Source organism: Actinoplanes sp. NPDC026670 (assembly GCF_040638175.1).
Classification (GTDB): domain Bacteria; phylum Actinomycetota; class Actinomycetes; order Mycobacteriales; family Micromonosporaceae; genus Actinoplanes.
The window spans coordinates 12,165-32,370 of record NZ_JBEZXU010000052.1; the positions used below are offsets into that span (position 1 = coordinate 12,165).

Below are 20,206 nucleotides of genomic sequence, written 5' to 3' on the forward strand. Positions count from 1 at the left end.
CCACTGAATGCGGTTTCCGGGCAGCCGTGTCATAACGACGTGAAATTCGGCGCTCTCGGCACAAGGTGCTACGCAGATGGGGCCGGCCGCATCGGCCAGCCCCATCACCACCGGTGGAGTCTCAGCGTGAGCCGGGCAACAGGTCCGTGACCGATACCCGCCGCACCAGCGACCGCACCGAACCGTCAGCAACCGACACCACAGGCTCGCCGGCCTCGTGGTATGCCCCGGTTCCGGCCAGCACGAGCAGGTCACCGGCCCGGACGTCCGCGGGCACCCGCACCGGGACGGTCCGGGCCCGGCTGTCGCCGCAGTCACAGGTCAGCACCGCGGGCTCATGATCGGCTTCCGGAGCCCGGCCGACCAGTTCCGAGGCATGGCCACCGGCCGCACACCCAACGCGACCGCCTCCCCCACCGACCCGGCCACCACCGCGGCGCCGCAGGCGAATGCCGCTTCGAGGGCGGCGACCGACTTCGCGGCACCGGCCAGGGTCAGCTTCTCGGGTGGGATTCCGGCGGTCAGGGCGGTCGCCAGCTGCTCGGCCGACACCACATAGCAGCCCAGTCCGGAAGGGGCGATCCACCGGGCGATCGCCGGGGTCAGCCCCGCCTTGGCGCTGTAGGCGGTCCCGCCCGGCCCGAACGCGGCACCGTATTCGGCGCAGTTGCGCCGCACGTCGGTCTCGTCGAGCACGTGCAGCGGCGTGCCGTAGTCGGCGGCCAGCCGTGTCAGCGGGACACCACCGACCAGTAGTTCGTCGAGTCCACGCCGGCGCATCGTCGACGGCCAGTGCTGTTCGTCCAGATGCGGCGGCAACGACGACCGCAGCGACGGCAGGATGTCGGCGAGGGTCATCGCCCACCACCGGCGGTGACCCGGCACAGGTGCGTCCAGTCCTGCCCGAGATCGAACATGTAGGTGAACGAGTCACCCGGGCGCAGCGTGTCCAGACCACAGGTCCGGCCGTCGGCGGTGCCCGCGAATGCCGGCCCGTCACGCCATTCGGTCCAGCTCACCTCGACACCGCCGGGCAGCGCGAACAGCCTCAGGTGCCCGAGGTCGGTACGCCCGAAGGACAGATCGATGGCCTGCGCGAGCTCGGCGAACGTGTTCGCCGGATGCGCGTTGACGACCCGCCCGGGGCGGGGCCAGAAGGCACGGCCACAGCCCTTGACCAGTTCGACGTCGATGCGCAGCATCACCGGCCGCGGACTCCGCGCGATTGTCATGACTTGCCTCCGGCACACAGCTCCGGGCTCTGGGAACGAGCCCGCCTGTCAGCAATACCAATCGTTGGTGATGGGCCCCGTCGAGTCTTTTGACGACCTCGATACGGCGACGGCGCGTTTATTCACGAGCGCGGTACACCACCGGGCAAAGCGCTAGAATGGCGTGCCAGGGCGGGCCGCGAACATTTTGACGTTTTATTAACGCAGCATGCTCTCGGTCATTCGGCCGCCGAATGTCAGGATTCTCCGGGGAGCTGGGAAACGCCCGTTCACGCAGGCCAGGAGAAGTTCGATGACCGGGACCGTATCGGGCGAGCGCAGCACTCTGCGCTCCTGGCTGCTCAAGGGCCTCACCGAGCAGACCGCACGACACGAGGGCCCGCATGCGCAACCACACGAGGAGAAGCCGCACTCGTGGTGGAAGGTGATGTGCCTGACCGGTGTCGACTACTTCTCCACCCTCGGCTACCAGCCCGGCATCGCCGCGCTCGCCGCCGGGGTGCTGTCCCCGCTGGCCACCCTGGTGCTGGTGCTGATCACCCTGCTCGGCGCGCTGCCGGTCTACCGGCGGGTGGCCGCCGACAGCCCGCACGGCGAGGGCTCCATCGCGATGCTCGTCCGGCTGCTGTCGTTCTGGAAGGGCAAGCTGTTCGTGCTGGTCCTGCTCGGGTTCGCGGCCACCGACTTCATCATCACGATCACCCTGTCGGCGGCCGACGCGACCGCCCACATCGACGAGAACCCGTTCTGGCCGGAATCCTGGCACCACCAGGAGGTCCTGGTCACGCTCGTGCTGGTCGCCGCGCTCGGCGCCGTGTTCCTCAAGGGCTTCACCGAGGCGATCGGCATCGCTGTCGTGCTGGTCGGCGTCTACCTGGGCCTCAACGTGATCGTCATCGGCGACGCCCTCTGGGAGGTGCTCACCCACCCGGCCGCCGTCGCCGACTGGGGAACCGCGCTGACCACCTCCCACGGCAGCCCGCTCGCGATGGTCGGCATCGCCCTGCTGGTGTTCCCGAAACTCGCGCTCGGGCTGTCCGGTTTCGAGACCGGTGTCGCCGTCATGCCACACATCAAAGGCGACCTGCCCCAGCGCATCCGTGGCGGCAAGCAGCTGCTGACCACTGCCGCCGGCATCATGAGCGTCTTCCTGATCACCAGCAGCCTCGCCACCACCGTGCTCATCCCGGCCGAGAAGTTCCAGCCGGGTGGCGAGGCCAACGGCCGGGCACTGGCCTACTTGGCCCACCAGAACCTCGGCAACGTCTTCGGCAGCGTCTACGACATCGCCACCATCGCGATCCTCTGGTTCGCCGGCGCCTCCGCCATGGCCGGCCTACTCAACCTCGTACCCCGGTATCTGCCCAAGTTCGGCATGGCGCCGACCTGGGCCCGTGCCGTGCGCCCGATGGTCCTGGTCTTCACCGGCACCGCGTTCCTGATCACCTGGATCTTCGACGCCGACGTCGACGCCCAGGGCGGCGCCTACGCCACCGGCGTCCTCGTCCTGATCACGTCCGCGGCGACCGCCGTCACGCTGTCGGCGCGCCGTGCCGGCCAGCGCGGCCGGACCTGGGCGTTCGGCATCATCACCGCCGTCTTCGTCTACACCACCCTCGTCAACATCTGGGAACGCCCCGACGGTGTGAAGATCGCCGGCTGTTTCATCCTCGCGATAATCGCCGTCTCCCTGCTGTCTCGGGTCTACCGGGCCTTCGAACTACGCGTCACCCACGTCGACGCCGATCCCCTGGCCCAGCGCTGGCTCGACGAGCTCAGCAAACGGCAGATCCGCCTGATCGCCAACGAGCCCGAGGCCCGCGACAACCGCGAGTACTCCGCCAAACTCGCGCAGATCATCGCCGACAACGACATGGCCGACCAGCGCGACGTGCTGTTCGTCGAGGTCACCGTCCGCGACGCCTCCGACTTCGAAACCGAACTGATCGTCCGCGGCGAGGTGCTGCACAACAGGTACCGGGTGCTCACCCTGGAGAGTTCCTCGGTGCCCAGCGCGCTCGCGTCGCTGATGCTGTGGATCCGCGACACCACCCACCGCCGACCGCACATCTACTTCGAATGGACCGAGGGCAACCCGGTCGCCAACTTCGCCCGATACCTGATCTTCGGCCAGGGCGAGGTCGCCCCGGTGACCCGCGAGATGATCCGCCAGGCCGAACCCGACCGCCGGCGGCGGCCCCACGTCCACGTCGGCTGAGCCGACGGCGGTCAGCCCAGTGCTGCGCCGACCTGGTCGGCCAGTGTCAACGCGACCCGGCGTTCACTCATCGACACGGTACGGTGCGGCGCGGCGCGCAGCAGGTACCGGCCGTGCAGGCGGCCACCGTGTTCGACCAGTAGCTCGATGTCGGTTCCGGTAGGCAGGCCGTCGTGGTCGGCGTCCCACGTCGCGTGGTTCCACACGACCTGCCCGTCACGGCGTAGCCTGGCCGGGTCACCGAGGCCCGCGACTCCGGACTGATATCGGGCCGTCTCCAGGTGCAAGGTGTCGACCAGCTGGGTGGCGACCTGCCTGATCAGGTCCTGACGCGAGCCCGCGTTCGGTCCGCCGGCGCCGGCCGCGGCCGCGGCGTGGATGCCGGCGAGGTAGCCGGCTTCGCGGCTGGCGACGGCTTCCTGCCGTCGGCCCCAGACCGCCAGTTCGGTCACCGCACCACCGACGATCATCAGCAGTACGAACGTCTGCACGTCGGCGCGGTCGTTGATCCGCAGTTGCAGGTACGGCTGCGTGAACAGCAGGTTGAACCAGACGCCGGCCGACAGCGCCGCCAGGTAGCCGGACACCCGGTAGCCGAGCGCGGCGACACCGACCACGACGACCACCAGCACCAATGCGACATGGGTGTTCTCGACATCGTCGCGGACCGCGGTCAGCGCAGCCGTGACGGCCGCGGGCGCAACGACCGCGAGGATGAGCGAGAGGCGGCGACGATGACGCTTCAGCCAGGAGGCCATTCTTCGACTGTACGACTCACCGGACGCCTTCACACGTCGATGTGCGCCCCCATGATGACGGTTCGTTCCCGGGGCAGGCCGAACTGGTCGGCGGCGTCGGCGGTGATGTAGGAAGTCGCGGTGAACAGCCGTTTACGCCACTGGGCCATGGTCGGCTCGGGCGAGATCCGCAGCTCGATCTTCGACAGGTAGTACGTCGTGTCATCGAGGTCGAGCCGCCCTTCGGTCTGCTCCGGCGACAGGCCCCGCAGCGCTGCGGGGACATTCGGCGTCTCGGTGTACCCGTAGCGTGCGGTGACGAAGACGATGCCGTCGTCGGTGTATCCGAGGTCGTCGACGGTGACACGCTCGGCTTCCGGCACCCGCGGGACCGGCCGGGTCTCCAGAGACAGGATGACGACGCGTTCGTGGCGAACATGGTTGTGTTCGACATTGGCGCGCAGGGCCAGCGGCGCGGTCTGCCCGCCCCGGTTGAGGAACACGGCGGTGCCGGGAACCGTCGTGGTCGCCGCAGCCCCGCTGCCCAGCTTGGTGACGAACTCCTGCAGGGAGCCCTCCCGGCGTTGCCGGTTGGCGGTGACGATCTCCCGGCCGCGCTGCCAGGTGGTCATGACGGTGAACGCGGTCAGTCCGATGAGCAGCGGCAGCCAGGCGCCGTGGGCGAGTTTGGTGAGGTTGGCGGCGACGAAGAGACTGTCGACGGCGACCAGGATGCCGGCGCCGGTGGCCAGCAGCCACCACGGCGTGCCCCACCGGGACCGGGCGACGTAGAAGAACAGCAGGGTGGTGATGGTGATGGTGCAGATCACCGCCATGCCGAACGCGTACGCCAGCGCCGCCGAACTACGGAACGCGAAGACCAGGGTGAGTACGGAGACCAGCAGCAGCCAGTTGATCCACGGCACGTAGATCTGGCCGATGGTGGACGCGGAGGTGTGGGTGATGCGCAGCCGTGGCAGGTAGCCGAGCCGGGCGGCCTGGGCGGCGACCGAGTAGGCGCCGGTGATCACGGCCTGGGACGCGATCACGGTGGCCGCGGTGGCCAGCAGCACCATCGGCCACCGGCCCCAGCCGGGCACCAGCAGGAAGAACGGGCTGCTGATGTTGGCCGCATCCTGCAGGATCAGCGCGCCCTGGCCGAGGTAGCTCAGCACACACGCCGGCAGTACCAGCAGCAACCAGCCGCGGCTGATCGCGCGGCGGCCGAAATGGCCCATGTCGGCGTAGAGCGCCTCGGCGCCGGTGACCGCGAGAACGATCGCGGCGAGCGCGAAGAAGGCGATCCCGAAGTCGCCGGCCAGGAAGCTCATCGCGTATGAGGGGGACAGCGCCTTGAGGATGGCGGGCTGTTCGGCGATGCCGAGAATCCCGCAGGCGCCGATCGCCGTGAACCAGGCGATCATGATCGGGCCGAAGAGCCGGCCGATCGCCGCGGTGCCGTGCCGTTGCACCGCGAACAGCATCACGATGATCGCCGCGGTGATCGGGACGATCCACTCCTCCATCGACGGGGCCACGATCTTGAGGCCCTCCACGGCTGACAGCACCGAGATGGCCGGGGTGATCATGCTGTCGCCGAAGAACAGTGCGGCGCCGAAGACACCCAGCGCGGCCAGGGCCGCGGCGGTGCGCCGCCCCCTGGGTGCGGTCCAGCGGCGCAACAGGGTGATCAGCGCCATGATGCCGCCCTCGCCGTCGTTGTCGATGCGCATGGCGAGCAGCACATACGTCAACGTCACGATGATCATGACGGACCAGAAGATCAGCGACACGACGCCGTACACGTTGTCGGTGCTGACCGGGACCGGATGCGGGTCAGCCGGGTTGAACACGGTCTGCATCGTGTAGATCGGGCTGGTGCCGATGTCCCCGAACACCACCCCGAGCGCGCCCACCACCACGGCCATCCGCACGGCGTCGCGCCCCGCCCCGGCCATGCCCTCGCGTGGCGTGTGGTGTTCCGATGGCGGCTGCTCCTGGTGGTCGAGCACGATGAATCCCTTCACACGCTGCGCAATGATCGGCGCAGACTCAAACTCAGTATCGATCCGAGTCATGCAACCGGACGTCGCCGTTTGGATGTTGCCGCGTTCACGCACTTCGTACGCGGGACCGCACGATTTTCACGTCCTGTTGACGAGGTGCGCCGGCTTCGTGCCCGACCCGCGCCGACAGTCGGAGCACATCCGGGTGGTTCTGGTATTCAGCGTTGCTAGCTACCGGTACCTAGTGATACTTTCTAGCGGTAGTCAGTGACGCTAAATAGCTAGGAGCCGAACACATGGGCAACCAGATGACGGAGATGCTCAAGGGCACCCTGGAAGGGATCGTGCTGGCGATCCTGGCCCGCCGCAACGCCTACGGATACGAGATCACCGCCTGGCTGCGTGAGCAGGGCTTCGCAGACATCGCCGAAGGCACCATCTACGCACTGCTCGTACGGATCGAACAGCGCGGGCTCGTCGACGTGGAGAAAGTGCCCTCCGAGAAGGGACCGCCGCGCAAGGTGTATTCGCTCAACACCAAGGGCCGCGACCAGCTCGACGAGTTCTGGAGGACGTGGAGCGTCCTCGCCCAGCGTATCGAGAAACTCCACCACGAAGGAGCATGAGCATGGCCGCCAAATGGATCGAGATGCTGGTCGGATCACTCGAGCAGAAGAAGCAGTACAAGCAGGACATGGCCCGCCTCGAAGCGCTGCCGGCGCCGTATCGCGACTCCGCGAAGGCGCTGCACCGGTACTTCAACTACTACGGCGGCATCGACGACGGCGACACGTTCGTCACCATGCTCGGCGACTTCGTCGACCTGTTCGAGCGGGCGGCCACCGACGGCACGCCGGTCCGCGCGGTCGTCGGGGACGACCCGGTCGAGTTCGCCGAGACATTCATACAGGCCTACTCCGGCAAGCAGTGGATCGACAAGGAACGCGCACGGCTGCGGGCCGCCATCGACACCGCCGCATCCGAGGAGAACCACTCATGACCGCGATCAGCGTGCGTGGCGTCACGAAGTCCTACCAGGACCTGCACGTGCTACGCGGCGTCGATCTCGACGTGGCGCCGGGCAGCATCTTCGCCCTGCTCGGCTCGAACGGCGCCGGCAAGACGACCCTGGTGCGGATCCTGTCGACGCTGCTGAAATCCGACGCCGGAACCGCCACCGTCAACGGGTTCGACGTCGCCTCGGCGGGCGCCGACGTCCGCCGCTCGATCAGCTTGACCGGCCAATTCGCCGCCGTCGACGAAATCCTCACCGGCCGGGAGAACCTGATCCTGGTCGCGAAACTGCGCCACCTGGACAACCCTTCGCAGGTCGCGGACGACATGCTCGCAAGGTTCTCGCTCACCGAAGCCGGCAAACGCCGGGCCGGGACATATTCGGGCGGCATGCGGCGGCGCCTCGACATCGCGATGAGCCTGATCGGGGATCCGCTGGTGCTCTTCCTCGACGAGCCGACCACCGGGCTCGACCCGCAGGCCCGCATCGAGGTATGGCAGACGGTCAAACAGCTCGCCGCCGACGGCACCACCATCCTGCTGACCACCCAGTACCTCGACGAGGCCGAGCAACTGGCCGACCGGATCGCGATCCTGCACGAAGGCACGATCATCCAGAACGGCACCCTCGCCGAACTCAAGAAACTGCTACCGGCCGCCAAGGTCGAGTACGTCGAGAAGCAGCCAACCCTCGAGGACGTCTTCCTCGCCCTTGTCGGAGGTGCACGTTGACCGCCCACGTTCTCAGCGACACCGGCACCCTCACCGGCCGTTCGCTGCGGCACATCCTGCGCAGCCCGGACACCATCATCACCACCGCGGTCACCCCGGTCGCGATGATGCTGCTGTTCGTGTACGTGTTCGGCGGCGCCATCAACACCGGGACCGGCGACTCGTACATCAACTACATGCTGCCCGGCATCCTGCTCATCACGATCGCGTCCGGAATCGCGTACACGGCCTACCGGCTCTTCCTCGACATGCAGGGCGGCATCTTCGAACGCTTCCAGTCGATGCCGATCCCCCGGCCCTCGGTGCTGTGGGCGCACGTGCTGACCTCCTTGGTCGCCAACGTGGCCTCACTCGTGATCGTCGTCGGCGTCGCCCTGATCATGGGATTCCGGACCGGCGCCTCGGTGCTCGACTGGCTCGCCGTCGCCGGCATCCTGATCCTCTTCACACTGGCGCTCACCTGGATCGCCGTGATCGCCGGACTGTCGGCCAAGACGGTGGACGGGGCCAGCGGGTTCAGCTATCCGCTGATCTTTCTACCGTTCATCAGCTCGGCGTTCGTACCCACCGACTCGATGCCAGGACCGGTGGCGTGGTTCGCCGAGAACCAACCGGTCACCTCGATCGTCAACTCGGTCCGGGCCTTGTTCGCGGGACAGCCTGTCGGCGACGACATCTGGATCGCTCTCGGCTGGTGCGCCGGGATTCTGGTGGTCGCCTACGTGGGCGCAACCGCGATCTACCGCAAGAAGATCAGTTAGCCCGGGCACGTCAGACCCCACGCAGGTCATTCACGTTCTACGTGACGCATGCGTGGGGTTTTTGAAGGTTTGATCCCTTCTTCGTAGTCCAACGCCTTCGCGTGGCTGGACGACGAAGCGGCTGCCGCTGAGCCGACGTCCTCGCGAGTTCCATGATCACGACTTCCACGATCTCGTCAGACACGACGGGCGCGACGGTTGCCGTAGACCCTGTCACCTGCTGATCGTCTGCGGCCGGCGTGCATGGTCCGGGCTGTGTGGAGGCCGGTGGCTGTCGGATGGGTCATTGCGGTGCCTGTACGTACACCCATGCCTGTTTTCCGGAGGCCAGCGTGGTGAGCTGGCGCCGGTAGTCGTCGACTTCGTAGCCGTCGGTGGCGATGAGTTCGGCGTCGGTGATCTCGAAGACGGTGCCCGCGACGCTGTCGTTTCGGTCTCCGGTCTCGACGACGATCGGGTGATGGGTCTGCCCGCTGATGGCCAGCACCTGCGGGTCGGTGATCTCCAGCAGGTTCACGGTGTAGCCGGGGAGCCGGTCGTCGCTGCCGGCGAGTTCGCGCCCGTAGTTGGCCTGTTGGACTGCGGGATCACGCAACGTGCCGTACGAGAAGAGCAGAGGCATGCCAGTGATTCTGCCGGTCTGACCGGCGGTCAGACCGGGCAGGTTCCGGTGATGGTGGCTGCCGCGCGGTTCAGGATCGCCAGTGTCGTGGTACGGGTCGTGGCCGGCAGCTGCCATCGGCCGGTGGTCAGCGCCATCAGGGCTGCGAACGTCAACGCGTCGCGGGCGTGGTCGACGCGTTGACCAGAACCAGTGGCGGCCGGCGCTGCACGGCGATACCTGGCGGATGGCCATGCGGATCGGGGACGGGCCGGCCGGTTTCGTGGGGTGGCGACTGCCCCGGCAAGGGGGGCCGGGCAGTCGCCTCGATGATATTCACCAACGTTTGTTGATTTCGCAAGCAACATCGCCGCTGTTTCGGATCCGGCCGGAACGGTCTCTGCCTGCCGGAAGCCGGGGTGGCCCGGTGGGCGGGTGCGGGTCAGAGGCGAAGTCGGCGAACAACACCGTTGCGAGTGCCGGGGCCAGGACGATGTTGGCGCTGGCGAAGACTGCGGTGGCCATGCGTCCGTAGTCCACGTGGCGACGCCAGGTCGTCGGCTCCGTCCAAAGCGGGTCACCGCCATAGACTCGCCGCGTGGCAGAAGATCCGATCACCGAGGGCGACCTGGCGGAGCAACTCGCGTACTACTCCCAGCGTGCGCCGCACTATGACGACTGGTGGCTGCGGCGGGGCGTCTTCGACAAGGGCGACGCCGCGAACAGTGTGTGGTTCCGTGAGGCGGGTGTGGCGCTGGCGGCGCTCGAGGCGGCCGACCTCGGCGCTGACGTGCTGGAACTCGCGCCCGGCACAGGTACCTGGAGTGTCCACCTCGCGCCGCGGGCGGCGACGTTGACGCTCGTCGACGGCTCTGCCGAGATGCTCGCGCACAACCCGGTCACGGCGTCCCCGCAGGTACGGACGCAGATCGCGGACCTGTTCACCTGGGACACCGAGGAACGCTTCGACAGTGTGGTCTTCACGTTCTGGATCTCGCACGTCCCGCGGGAGCGTCTGGCGTCCTTCTTCACCCGGGTGGCGTCCTGGCTGCGGCCGGGCGGCACGGTCTTCTTCGTCGACGACGCGCCGGTGTCTTCGTCCGAGCCGCATGTCGCCGCGACCGCCGGGCAGAAGATGGTGCGGCTCCTGAACGACGGTACCCGCGCGACCATCGTCAAGAACTTCTACACCGCTGACGAACTAGTCGACGCCGCCGTGCGGGCCGGGATCACCCTGCAGGTCCAGGAGACCGGAACGCTTTTCCAGTACGGGCTGGGCCGCAAACACTGAGGGGGTGCCGCCCGGACAGGGCATCTCGCCGTCCGGACGGCAACCCCAGCGGTCAGCTGCGGCCGTTGTAGACGACGGCGTCGGTGCGCTGCCCATAGGCCCGGAACACCGCGATGGCCTCGTCGCGCAGCACGTCGGTGCGCACCTCGATGCCCCGTCGGGCGAACTGTTCCTTCCAGCCCTCACGCATCGGGCCCTCGTCGAAGCCAGTCAGTTCTTCGACGATGTCGCCCTCACCGGCCACGACCAGACGGGTCACACCGGACCACATGGTGGCGCCGTAGCACATGGCGCAGGGCCGCCAGTTGACGGCGAGTTCGAGCCGTCGGGTACCGAGGTTCCAGGTCCCGAGCCGGGCTTGGGCCAGGGAGATCGCGACGACTTCGGCGTGCAGCGACGACAGGTCGAATGCGAGGACCAGGTTGACGCCTGCGGAAAGTATCTCTCCGGTGTTGCTGTCGCTGACCAGGGCTGCGAACGGCCCGCCGGTGTCCTCCCGGTGGTTGCGGTCGGCGAGCCGGTTGACCAGGCGCATGCGGTCCTCGACGTCGGCCAGTACGGGCGGGACGTCGGCGAGTTCGTCGAGCACCCAGTCCGGCAGTTGGGCGCCGAAGCGGGTGGGGATGGTGGTGGTGTTCACGGCGGGTGCTCCTAGGCGGTGAAGAAGTGGCTCAGGCCCAGGTCGCGAAGGCCGCGGCGGTAGGCGACGGAGCTGCGGTCGGCGGCGATGTTGACCTCGATGCGCGGGTCCAGGGGCAGGTTCTCGGGTTTCTGGACCTCGACGACGGCCCGGTCCTCCTCGAAGATCCGCAGGTTGAAGTCGAATATCTCCTGCGCGGGCTGTCCGGTGTCGTAGTTCTTCGCGATCGGCGCGAACATCCGCGTCTTGCGGGCGGAGCCCGGGCAGGCGGCGTTCATGATGCACAGCCGCCCGCCCTCACCGAGTACGTGAAGGTCGTGCTGTTCTCCCCCACCGACGCCGTCCTGGCCGAGCTGGCCGGTCTGGGGCTGACGATGCACCGGCATCAGGCCGAGGACCTCGTCGACCTGTCACCCGCCGAGGTCGACAAGGCGATGGCGCTGGCCGCACTGTCGATCACCGACGGCCGGTACGTCGCTTTCGGCAACGACCACAACGACATCCGGCTGTTCCAGAACGCCCGCTTCGCCGTTTGCGTCGGTGACGCCGACGCCGGACGACACGCCGATCTCGCCGTGGCACGCGACCAGGTCAGCGCCACCATCGACGCGCTGACCCACGTCCCTGGCACCCACTGAACGGCAAGCACCCGAGCTACCAGTTCGCCGGTGTGCCGACCGTCTGGGCCCAACCGCTCAGCGCCGCATCGGTCAGGGCGCCGACCAGAGTGTGAGCGTCCAGGACGACGCCGGGCAGTGACGGCACTCCTACGACGTGCAGGCCGGCGGCCCGCGCCGAGGTGACGCCAGTGTGAGAGTCCTCGAACGCGACGCTGTGCGCCGGGTTCGCGCCGAGCGCCGCGCACGCCGCCAAGTACAGGTCGGGAGCCGGTTTCGGACGGTCGACGTCCTCAGCGGCGAGAACGTGGGTGAACAGGTCGTCGAGCCCGGCCGAGGCGAGCGCAGTGTCGACGAACGCGCGGGGGCTGTTGCTGGCTACCGCGATCGGTACCCGGCCGAGCAACGCCTCGACGAGGCCCCGGGCGCCGGGCAACGCATCGGCGCCGGCCGCCAACTCGACAGCGACCAGGTCATGAAGGTGCTGGGCTAGGACGGGCCCGTCACCGGGCCGACCAAAGTAGTCGGCCATCGCAACGCCGGCGGCTTCGAGGGTGCGGCCGATGACGATCTGTTTCTGGTCGAGGCCGAACTCGTGGCCGTGTTCGGCGAAGATCTTCGTCTCGGCGCGGGTCCAGCAGGTCTCGGTGTCGACGAGCAGACCGTCACAGTCGAACACCACGGCGTCGACGTTCTCGGGCAGGGCCATACCGATGATTCCTCCAAGCAGGACGCGGGTCAGGGCCAGAGCAGGTCTCGGGTCCAGCCGATGTCGGCGCGGGTGTACCGCAGCCGGGTGTGGCGGCGCTGCTGGTCGCCCTGCCAGAACTCGACCGTGTCAGCAGCCAGGGCGTAGAGAGTCCACTGCTCGACGACCAGGCCGGGGTTGTCGGCGATCCGGTCGTGGGCCTGTTTGACGGCCACTTCGAGGGTGTGCGGGTCGGTGAGGTGTTGGCTCTGCATGCCGAGGGACGCTTCGGCGCGGGATCCGACCGGCCGGGCCAGGAAGTCGGCTGCGCTGAGGTCAGCGGGCTCGGGTCGCACGGTGCCGCGGACCCGGATCTGCCGGGCCTGGGCCGGCCAGTAGAACGTGAGCGCAGCCGCCGGCTGGCGAGCCAGGTCTTGGCCTTTCGGGCTGTCCGCGTGGACGGCGAACTGCCAGCCTTCGTCGTCGACGTTCTTCAAAATCAACACCCGGGCCGCGGGTACGCCGTCCGCGCCCACCGTCGACAGGGTCATCGCGTGCGGCTCGCGTACACCGGCGTCGACTGCCGCCCGCAGCCAGGCGACGAACAGCGTCTCCGGCTCGTCCGGCGCAGCCGTCGGGTCGAAGGCGGGCAGGTCACCGGCGAACACCGGGATGCCACGCAGGTACCGGCGGAGGTCAGACATCGGGTTCTCTCCTCGAAAGGTCAGGGCGTGCCGACGAGCAGCCGCAACGAGCCGGTGAACTGCGGCTGGTTCCGCAGGTGCTGGTATCGGTTGTCCCAGGCACCGGAGTCCAGGTCGGCCCGCAGCCGGCCGACGGCCCGATCGGTGGCGGTGTCGTCGACGAAACCCCACGCGGACTGCGCGGCCCGTACCCGTGAGTCGAGGAACTGTTCGGGCCGGGCGTAGAAGGCCTCGGTGAACCCGTCGGTGCAGTCGATCGGGATCGGCACCTCGACCACATCCGTGGACGCTCCGATCGCGGCGGCGATGGTACTGATGGCCGGGAAGCGGCGGCGTTCGGCGGCGATCAGCTCGGGGGCGTACTCGGCCAGCCAGAACCGGTCGAGGGCGTCACCGTCGAAGGTCAGCACCACCACCGGCCCGCGAGCGACCCTCCGCAGTTCGGCCAGACCACGGCCCGGGTCGGCCCACTGGTGCACGGTGACGGTGGCCATCACTGCGTCGAACGCGCCGTCGTCGAACGGCAGATCCTCGGCGGTGGCGTCGATCGCGGGCACCGCCGCCGGCGGGCGCTGCGCCCGCATCCGCGCCGACGGCTCGACCGCGACCACATACCGGTCGGCCGGCTCGTACGAACCGGCTCCGGCCCCGACGTTCAACACCGTGCGGGCCTCACCCAATGCGGCATGGATCAGCGCCGCAATCCGCGGATCAGAGCGCCGCTGTACGGCGTACCCGCGGCCGTTGGTCTCGTAGTCGAAGTCGCCGCCCACAGTCCGGATCATGAGGTGACGCTAAACCCGCACCCCGGGGTACAGGTCAAGTCACTCATGCGGGTGCCGGCGCGTGGCCGAGGTCGAGCAGTTCCTCGTGGAAGCCGCCGAACCCTCGCCCGGGGTCGATCAAATGGATCTCGAGGATCCAGTGACACAGCCGGCCGGCCCGGTCGTGGCGGCGCATCGGCTGGTCACTGCCGGTGGTGATGTAGTACTCGATCTCGTCGCCGTTGATCCGCTCGTGCGGGAACTCCCCCACCAGGTGCCCCGCATGCGTGGCACCGAACTCCCAGCCCGCCGCAGTGGTCAGCCGCCGGATCTCGGCGAACAGCTGCCCACCGGTGATGTCCGGATGGGCGTCGAAGTAGCGGCGCCCGGCGTCGAAGATGACCGGCAGATCGTCACGCAGGCGGTGCTTGACCGGATCGTCGCCGAGCACGAACGTGCGGCCGAAGTCGGCCTCCCACTGCTCGAAGATCGGCCCGAAGTCGCAGAACACGATGTCGTCGGCGGCGATCAGCCGGTCCGGCGGGTTCTCCCGGTACGGGTACAGCGTGTTCGGGCCGGCCCGCACGATCCGCTTGTGCCAGAACTTCTGCACCCCGAACATCTCGTTCGCCAGATCCCGGATCTGATCGCTTACCGCCCGCTCCCCCACCCCGGCGGCGATCAGCCCACGCCGGCCGATCTCGTCGAACAGCTCCACCGCCTTGGCCTGCGCGTCCAGCAGCCGGGCAGCGCGCTGCGTCTCGTCGTCCATCCCGCCAAACTAGCCGGTCCGGGCCCGAGTAGCGTGACGCAGATGCGTGACCATTGCCTCTTCTCTCCTAGTGAATGCATGCTAAAAATCCTTAATTTGCCCGCATCTGCGTTGCGTGCGCTCGGTAACCCGGCGGGCGCTGCCGGTGTGATCGGCGAGTAACGGGAGGTGCATCTCGTCGATCGGCGGCAGGGGCGAGCACGCGAGCCAAGCAATTCGAGGCCGCTCACCCCGGTGTCACGGTCACGTTCAACTTCGCGGGCAGCTCAGCGCTGGCCACGCAGATCAACGCGCCCCGGCCGACGTGTTCGCCTCCGCCTCCCCGAAGAACCTGGCCGTCGTCACCGACGCCGGCAACAGCGAAACGCCGCCTGCCGTCAAACGATGGCGAGGGTGAGGGCGGTCGGCCGTTGTGACCGTGCCCGGTCCGCCGGCCATTCGGGGGCACCGATACCGTCATCTCAGTGATCTTGCTGTTGAAGTTGGTTCTCGCGCCGCTGTTGGTGGTCGGGTCGTCGCTGGCGGGCCGGCGGTGGGGTGGCCGGGTCGCCGGCATGCTGGTGGCGTTCCCGATCGTGGCTGGGCCGATCCTGCTGATCAGCTGTTTGGAACATGGGGTCAGGTTCGGTGCGCGGGCGGCGACGGCGTCACTGCTCGGGCTGGTGTCGCTGGCGGTGTTCGCGGTCGTGTTCGCCTTCGCCGGGCGGCGCTGGTGGTGGCCGCTCACGCTGGCCGTGGCATGGGCGGCAAGTCTGCTGACCGATGTGATCCTCGCGCAACTGACGGTCGGTGCCGGTGGGGCCGCGCTGCTGGTGCTGGCCGCGGTGTGGGTGGCGTACCGGCTGATCGCCGCGATCGACGTCGGCGGCGGTGTTCGTGCTGCGGCCGCGGCGCCGTGGTGGGATCTGCCGGGCCGGGCGCTGGCCACCGCGCTGCTGGTGCTCGCGGTGACCGGTATCGCCGAGCGGGTGGGTCCGGTGGTGACCGGGATCCTGGCGCCGTTCCCGATCGCGACGAGTGTGGTCGCCGCCTTCGTCCTCGCACAGCAGGGACCGGCACCAACGGTTCGGACTCTTGCCGGGGTGATCCGTGGGCTGGTCGGCTTCGCGGTGTTCTGCCTTCTGGTCGCGGTGTTACTCGTCCCGGTCGGTGTCGTGGGCGCGTTCGGTGCGGCGGTGGCCGGTGTGCTGGCCGTTCAACTGGGCTGGGCCGGACTACGCCGGCTGCGCGCCGGCCGGCCCCGGCGAGAGCCCGAAAGCGTGACCTCACCGTAAACCGGTTGCCGTCGTCAGGATGACGGTGATCGACCTCGGCGAGGTGACGCCGGCGAGGCAGCTGCGCTGACGACGCCTACCGGGACAGGTGCAGGCGGACGAGACTGGACACGTAACGGCCGCCTTTGAGGTCGCCGGGAACTACCAGGCGCGGTCGGCCGTCGGCGGGTGGGGTGCCGTCTTCGGTGAGGGCGACCAGCATGGTGGTGCCGGCGAAGTCGGGGTCGAACTCCGCCCACGCGACCAGGGCCTGGTAGTCGTCGCTGCCGGTGGCGGTCACGGCGTACCGCAGCTTGTCGTTCTTGATCTCGGGGTTGAATCTGGGGCCGGCGAGGTTGAGCACGTCGAGCAGCAGCGGGCCGGTGTAGGTGTGGGTCTGCGGGCCGGAGCCGCTCTGGAACGTGACGGTGACCGTGTGCTGCGGCAGTCCGGCCAGCCGCTGGTTGGTGAGGCGCAGCCGGTGCTGGACCGCGCCGTCGATCTGCACCACGATCCGGTGGGATCCGGTGTTCGCCGCCGGTGGCGTGGCAGCCGGCTGCGCGGCCGCTGCGGCGCCGCTGACGGCGATCACGGCGATGAGGGCCGTGGCGAGTCCGGCGAGGCGGCGGATCACGGTGCGGTAGGGCACGGGGTTCTCCTTCGGTCACACGCGGATGGCGAGGGCGTAGAAACGGGATGGTCCGTCGTCGTAGCGGGTCAGGTGCCAGCCGGTATCGGCGGCCGTCGCTCGCAGGATCGGTTCGGCGAGGACTTCGTCGGGGTGCAGGTCCCGGCCGTGGCGGGCCGCCAGGGCGGCGCGGCCGGAGGGGTGGAACAGGATGAGTTTGCCGCCGGGCCGGGTGATCCGGGCGAGTTCCCGCAGGCCGGTAGCCGGGTGCGGCAGGTGGTTGATCAGGCCGGCGGCGAAGATCGCGTCGACGCTGCCGGCTGGCAGGGGCAGGTGGCGGGCGTCGGCGCGCAGCAGCAGGGCCTGGCAATCGTGGCCGCGGGTGACGGCCTCGGCCAGCATCTGCGGGGTGTGGTCGATACCGATGACCACTCCGTCCGGTCCGACGGCAGCGCGTAGGGCGGGCAGGGCACGGCCGGTTCCGCAGCCGATGTCGACGGCGACACCGCCCGGCGCGACCTCGGATTCGGCGATGGCGGCGGCGTAGGCGGGCAGGTCGGCGCCGAACTTGCGGTCCCACGTCGCGGCGCGGGATGCGAAGAACGCGCGGGATTCGGTGCGGTACCAGTGGTCACCGGGCGCCAGGTACTCGTCGAGATGCCGGATCACCGGCCAGCCGGGGTCGTGCAGGTCGACGACGGCGTGCGCATCGTCGCCGCGATACGCGCCGTTGCCGTTGGGTGGGGTCCGCACCCAGACGCTAAGGTCCCAGTTCATGCCGGGGAGCCGGTCACGCCAGCGCGGGCCGTCGGCGACGACGACCGCGCTGGCGGTGAGGTTGCCCCAGCCGTCCTCGTCGCAGGTGCAGACGTCGCCAGTCAGCCGCACCGCGGGCCGGCCGAGATCGCGCAGCCGTTCGACGAGACGGTCGGCGAGCAGGCCGGCCCGCTGGTCGAACCCGTCGACCAGGATCAGCCGACCGCGGTAGGGCAGGGCGGCGACCAGGTGGTCCAGGACGGTGAGCCATCGGTCGTGCTGGTCGCTGCTCAGGTGATCGGGCATCGGGACGAGGGCTCGTTCAACGACCATATCCGCATCATGCATGTGCGCCTCTACAACCGCCATGCCCCTCGCGGATGCGCCAACCTATCCAGTAAAAGGTATGCAGTTGCGGAACTCATGCCGAGGGCTGCGGGCCGGATTCCGGCGGGCTCTCGGACATCCACATCAACGCGGCCCCGGCCGCGACGACGAGCAGGATGCCTACGACTGCGGCCGGGCTGACCGCTTGGCTGAGCAGCACCAGGCCGGCCAGCGCGCCGACGACCGGGTCCATCGCGAACAGGGTGCCCGACGACCCGGGCCGAGGAGACCCGGGCGGCGATGGTGTCGACAGTGTGTCTGCGGCAGCAACGAGGAGTACTCCGATGAGCTGCGGCAACGTGCCGAACTCGGCGGCCTCACCCACGAGGGCCTCGATCCGGCGGTCGCCGGTCGGCCTCCGGTCAGGCACTCGCAGGATGTGTCCCTGATCGAGACTTCTCGGCGCTGAGCGGGGCCGTGGTCAGTTCCATCGCGTACGCCCGGAGCAGGTCGTGGCAGGTGTAACCGCCCGGCCGGGTCTCGGTGATCAGGCTGGCGTGGGCGAGTTCGGCCAGCAGCAGGGCCGCCTCGACTGCGGTGATCCCGGCGGTCCCGGCTGCCGCGACCGTGCCGATCTCACCTGTGGTGTGCACGGCCAGCAGGCGGAACAGACGGGCCGCCGGTTCGGTCAGGCAGTGGTAGGACCAGGAGAACACGGCCCGCAGATCGGTACGTGGATCATCGCCGGCCAGCACGTCCAGCCGCAGCCCACGGCCGGTGCCGAGCTCGTCGGCGAGAGCGGCCAGCGGCATCTCGGGGTTGGTGGCCGCGCGAGCCGTCGCGATGGCCAGGGCCAACGGCAACCGGGCACACCGGCGGATCACCTCGGTGGCGGCCGTGTGCTGGCCGGCCACCCGGTCCGGGCCGAGCCGGTGGCCGAGCAGCTGGACGGCCTCGGCGGTGTTCAGCAGCGGCACCGCGATCGGGTGCGCGGCCTCCGTGGCGATCAGGCCGGTCAGCTGGTTTCGGCTGGTGACCAGGACCAGGCAGTCCGCGGTGCCGGGCAGCAGAGGGCGGACCTGCGCTGCGTCGGCAGCGTTGTCCAACAGGATCAGCATCCGGCGGCCGGCCAGTTCGGAACGGTAGACGGCGGTGCACGCCTCCAGGTCGGCGGGGATGCGGGCGGGCGGCACGCCGAGGGCGTGCAGCAACCTGCGGATGGCGGCGGCCGGTTCGACCGGTCGGGCCACCGGATCGAAGCCGTGCAGGTTGAGGTAGAGCTGGCCGTCCGGGAAGTGGACGGCGACCCGGTGCGCCCAGTACACGGCCAGCGCGGTCTTGCCGACACCGGCGGTACCGTTGAGCACCGCGATCACCGGAGCGGTCGGCTGGGCGCCGCTGTCGAGCAGCCCGTAGAGGCGGTTCAGCTGGTCGGCGCGCCCGACGAACCCGCGGATGTCCGGCGGCAGCTGGGCCGGCACGGCGAGCTGGTCCCGGCCGTGTGGCGACCACCGCGCCGGGCCCGCAGCCACCGGTCCGGCCGTCCCGGCACGTCTGCGGTGGGACATCCTGCCGGAAACCGGGATCTGCGGCGCGGTGGACTGGTCCCGCACGGACGGGGGCCAGGGAGGCTCGCTGCGCAGCAGGGTGCGGTGCACGGTCTGCAGTTCGGGGCCGGGTTGAATGCCCAGTTCGTCGGCGAGTCGGGTGCGCAGCCCGGCGAACAGGGCGACCGCCTCGGCGGTACGCCCGACCGCCTGCAACGCCCGCATCCGGGTCGCCGCCAGCGATTCGACCAAGGGATGTTCGCCGGTGAGGTCGCCGAGCCGGCCGATCACCGCGGCCGCGTTGCCGATCTGGATCTCGGCCTCGGCCCAGGCCACGACGATGCCGAGGCGTTCCTGGCCCCAGGAGGCGCGCATCCTGTCGGACCATTCGCCGGACAGCCCGGCCAGCGGTTCGCCGCGCCACAGGCCGACGGCCTCGCGCAGCAGTGTGACCCGCCGGGTGGTGTTGCTGCTCGGGTGGCCGGCCTGGCCTGCGAGGCGGCGCATCCGGTGCAGGTCGATCCGGTCCGGGTCGGTACGCAGCTCGTATCCTCCGCCGCCGCGGATCACCTGCGCGTCGCGTCCGGAGAGCTGGCCGGCGGTGGCCAGGACCCCGCGGATGCGGGACAGATGGGCGCGCGCGGAGGTGCGGGCGTCACCGGGTGGCCGGTGGCCCCAGGTCCGGTCGACCAGGGTGGGCCAGGCGACCGGCCGGTTGGCGTCGACGAGCAGCGCGGCGAGCACGTGCCGTTGCCGGGGCTGCAGGGTGCCGACGGGTTGCCCACCGGCCCGGATCTCGACTGGGCCGAGCACACGGAACTCTGTCATGCGCGACCCCCTCAAAGAAATCCGCACCACCGAGAGATCGATGGTCAACGATTTCACGTGTCCGGTTCGGGCGCAATCACCTCCCGGTGA

At 69.2% G+C, this 20,206-nt stretch carries 24 protein-coding genes and 1 pseudogene; 9 read left to right on the forward strand and 16 right to left on the reverse strand.

From position 1 onward, the window contains the following. Positions 1-121: 121 nt before the first annotated feature. The 3 genes from AB0E94_RS37175 to AB0E94_RS37185 are packed head-to-tail and all read right to left on the reverse strand — an operon-like array spanning position 122 to position 1,232. The gene (locus tag AB0E94_RS37175; RefSeq protein ID WP_360336234.1) at positions 122-328 is read right to left on the reverse strand and encodes a hypothetical protein; all 207 of its coding nucleotides are present in this window, start codon (positions 326-328) and stop codon (positions 122-124) included. After that, a complete protein-coding gene (locus AB0E94_RS37180) occupies positions 322-858 on the reverse strand; it encodes a hypothetical protein (protein ID WP_360336236.1) in 537 nt (178 codons plus the stop codon). Before AB0E94_RS37180 ends, AB0E94_RS37175 begins: the two co-directional genes overlap by 7 nt. Beyond that, positions 855-1,232, reverse strand: a complete 378-nt coding sequence (locus tag AB0E94_RS37185; protein WP_360336238.1) for a hypothetical protein — start codon at positions 1,230-1,232, stop codon at positions 855-857. Before AB0E94_RS37185 ends, AB0E94_RS37180 begins: the two co-directional genes overlap by 4 nt. A gap of 292 nt (positions 1,233-1,524) precedes the next feature. Here AB0E94_RS37185 and AB0E94_RS37190 point away from each other — a divergent pair, with 292 nt between their 5' ends. Beyond that, complete coding sequence (locus AB0E94_RS37190; protein WP_360336240.1) at positions 1,525-3,450, forward strand: amino acid transporter; 1,926 nt, start codon at positions 1,525-1,527, stop codon at positions 3,448-3,450. 11 nt (positions 3,451-3,461) lie between these two features. Here the strand turns inward: AB0E94_RS37190 and AB0E94_RS37195 are convergent, their stop codons facing one another. Together AB0E94_RS37195 and AB0E94_RS37200 are read right to left on the reverse strand one after the other, a co-directional pair. Further along, positions 3,462-4,208, reverse strand: a complete 747-nt coding sequence (locus AB0E94_RS37195) for a DUF4118 domain-containing protein (RefSeq protein WP_360336242.1) — start codon at positions 4,206-4,208, stop codon at positions 3,462-3,464. A 29-nt stretch (positions 4,209-4,237) separates the two neighbouring features. Further along, on the reverse strand, positions 4,238-6,199 hold the full coding sequence (locus AB0E94_RS37200; RefSeq protein ID WP_360336244.1) for a KUP/HAK/KT family potassium transporter: 1,962 nt from the start codon (positions 6,197-6,199) through the stop codon (positions 4,238-4,240). Between the two features lie 290 nt (positions 6,200-6,489). On the opposite strand from AB0E94_RS37200, the gene AB0E94_RS37205 reads away from it, so the two are divergent. Genes AB0E94_RS37205 through AB0E94_RS37220 form a run of 4 tightly spaced genes read left to right on the forward strand, consistent with a single transcriptional unit; the run spans position 6,490 to position 8,700 of the window. Then, positions 6,490-6,819 (forward strand): PadR family transcriptional regulator, encoded by a 330-nt coding sequence (locus tag AB0E94_RS37205; protein ID WP_360336246.1) that lies wholly within the window; start codon positions 6,490-6,492, stop codon positions 6,817-6,819. Between the two features lie 2 nt (positions 6,820-6,821). After that, positions 6,822-7,193 carry a DUF1048 domain-containing protein gene (locus AB0E94_RS37210; RefSeq protein ID WP_360336248.1) on the forward strand — a complete coding sequence of 124 codons (372 nt, stop codon included), beginning with the start codon at positions 6,822-6,824 and terminating at the stop codon, positions 7,191-7,193. Beyond that, positions 7,190-7,939 carry an ABC transporter ATP-binding protein gene (locus tag AB0E94_RS37215; protein ID WP_360336250.1) on the forward strand — a complete coding sequence of 250 codons (750 nt, stop codon included), beginning with the start codon at positions 7,190-7,192 and terminating at the stop codon, positions 7,937-7,939. Before AB0E94_RS37210 ends, AB0E94_RS37215 begins: the two co-directional genes overlap by 4 nt. Then, complete coding sequence (locus tag AB0E94_RS37220; RefSeq protein ID WP_360336253.1) at positions 7,936-8,700, forward strand: ABC transporter permease; 765 nt, start codon at positions 7,936-7,938, stop codon at positions 8,698-8,700. The genes AB0E94_RS37215 and AB0E94_RS37220 overlap by 4 nt, the downstream gene beginning before the upstream one ends. A gap of 283 nt (positions 8,701-8,983) precedes the next feature. Here AB0E94_RS37220 and AB0E94_RS37225 read toward each other — a convergent pair whose 3' ends face one another. Continuing rightward, positions 8,984-9,322 carry a gamma-glutamylcyclotransferase family protein gene (locus tag AB0E94_RS37225; RefSeq protein WP_360336255.1) on the reverse strand — a complete coding sequence of 113 codons (339 nt, stop codon included), beginning with the start codon at positions 9,320-9,322 and terminating at the stop codon, positions 8,984-8,986. Positions 9,323-9,899: 577 nt separating this feature from the next. Here AB0E94_RS37225 and AB0E94_RS37230 point away from each other — a divergent pair. Beyond that, positions 9,900-10,592: a class I SAM-dependent methyltransferase gene (locus tag AB0E94_RS37230; protein WP_360336257.1), complete on the forward strand. Its 693-nt coding sequence runs from the start codon at positions 9,900-9,902 to the stop codon at positions 10,590-10,592. A 52-nt stretch (positions 10,593-10,644) separates the two neighbouring features. Here AB0E94_RS37230 and AB0E94_RS37235 read toward each other — a convergent pair whose 3' ends face one another. Together AB0E94_RS37235 and AB0E94_RS37240 are read right to left on the reverse strand one after the other, a co-directional pair. Then, positions 10,645-11,232: a nucleoside deaminase gene (locus AB0E94_RS37235; RefSeq protein WP_360336259.1), complete on the reverse strand. Its 588-nt coding sequence runs from the start codon at positions 11,230-11,232 to the stop codon at positions 10,645-10,647. An 11-nt stretch (positions 11,233-11,243) separates the two neighbouring features. Then, positions 11,244-11,618, reverse strand: a complete 375-nt coding sequence (locus tag AB0E94_RS37240) for a hypothetical protein (RefSeq protein ID WP_360336261.1) — start codon at positions 11,616-11,618, stop codon at positions 11,244-11,246. Between AB0E94_RS37240 and AB0E94_RS37245 the strand changes: the two genes are divergently transcribed. Further along, positions 11,541-11,870: an HAD hydrolase family protein gene (locus AB0E94_RS37245; protein ID WP_360336263.1), complete on the forward strand. Its 330-nt coding sequence runs from the start codon at positions 11,541-11,543 to the stop codon at positions 11,868-11,870. The two genes, AB0E94_RS37240 and AB0E94_RS37245, sit on opposite strands and share 78 nt — an antisense overlap. 16 nt (positions 11,871-11,886) lie before the next feature. Here the strand turns inward: AB0E94_RS37245 and AB0E94_RS37250 are convergent, their stop codons facing one another. The 4 genes from AB0E94_RS37250 to AB0E94_RS37265 are packed head-to-tail and all read right to left on the reverse strand — an operon-like array spanning position 11,887 to position 14,777. Beyond that, the gene (locus AB0E94_RS37250) at positions 11,887-12,558 is read right to left on the reverse strand and encodes an HAD family phosphatase (RefSeq protein ID WP_360336265.1); all 672 of its coding nucleotides are present in this window, start codon (positions 12,556-12,558) and stop codon (positions 11,887-11,889) included. A 29-nt stretch (positions 12,559-12,587) separates the two neighbouring features. Next, positions 12,588-13,241: a pyridoxal 5'-phosphate synthase gene (locus tag AB0E94_RS37255; protein ID WP_360336267.1), complete on the reverse strand. Its 654-nt coding sequence runs from the start codon at positions 13,239-13,241 to the stop codon at positions 12,588-12,590. 20 nt (positions 13,242-13,261) lie between these two features. Beyond that, positions 13,262-14,026, reverse strand: coding sequence for a class I SAM-dependent methyltransferase (locus AB0E94_RS37260; RefSeq protein ID WP_360336269.1), 765 nt, complete (start codon positions 14,024-14,026; stop codon positions 13,262-13,264). Between the two features lie 43 nt (positions 14,027-14,069). After that, entirely contained in the window at positions 14,070-14,777 is a 708-nt protein-coding gene (locus AB0E94_RS37265) for a M24 family metallopeptidase (protein ID WP_360336271.1), read from the reverse strand. 209 nt (positions 14,778-14,986) lie between these two features. Here AB0E94_RS37265 and AB0E94_RS37270 point away from each other — a divergent pair. Both AB0E94_RS37270 and AB0E94_RS37275 read left to right on the forward strand, forming a co-directional pair. After that, positions 14,987-15,111: pseudogene (locus tag AB0E94_RS37270) on the forward strand (extracellular solute-binding protein); the annotation flags it as partial. A 130-nt stretch (positions 15,112-15,241) separates the two neighbouring features. Beyond that, positions 15,242-16,051, forward strand: coding sequence for a hypothetical protein (locus AB0E94_RS37275; RefSeq protein WP_360336273.1), 810 nt, complete (start codon positions 15,242-15,244; stop codon positions 16,049-16,051). A gap of 76 nt (positions 16,052-16,127) precedes the next feature. Here the strand turns inward: AB0E94_RS37275 and AB0E94_RS37280 are convergent, their stop codons facing one another. The 4 genes from AB0E94_RS37280 to AB0E94_RS37295 all read right to left on the reverse strand — a co-directional run bounded on the left by AB0E94_RS37280 (position 16,128) and on the right by AB0E94_RS37295 (position 20,116). Continuing rightward, positions 16,128-16,679, reverse strand: coding sequence for a molybdopterin-dependent oxidoreductase (locus AB0E94_RS37280; RefSeq protein WP_360336275.1), 552 nt, complete (start codon positions 16,677-16,679; stop codon positions 16,128-16,130). Positions 16,680-16,694: 15 nt separating this feature from the next. After that, positions 16,695-17,747, reverse strand: coding sequence for a class I SAM-dependent methyltransferase (locus AB0E94_RS37285; protein WP_360336277.1), 1,053 nt, complete (start codon positions 17,745-17,747; stop codon positions 16,695-16,697). Positions 17,748-17,835: 88 nt separating this feature from the next. Further along, on the reverse strand, positions 17,836-18,171 hold the full coding sequence (locus tag AB0E94_RS37290; protein ID WP_360336279.1) for a hypothetical protein: 336 nt from the start codon (positions 18,169-18,171) through the stop codon (positions 17,836-17,838). Then, complete coding sequence (locus tag AB0E94_RS37295) at positions 18,164-20,116, reverse strand: AfsR/SARP family transcriptional regulator (RefSeq protein ID WP_360336281.1); 1,953 nt, start codon at positions 20,114-20,116, stop codon at positions 18,164-18,166. The genes AB0E94_RS37290 and AB0E94_RS37295 overlap by 8 nt, the downstream gene beginning before the upstream one ends. Between the last annotated feature and the right edge of the window lie 90 nt (positions 20,117-20,206).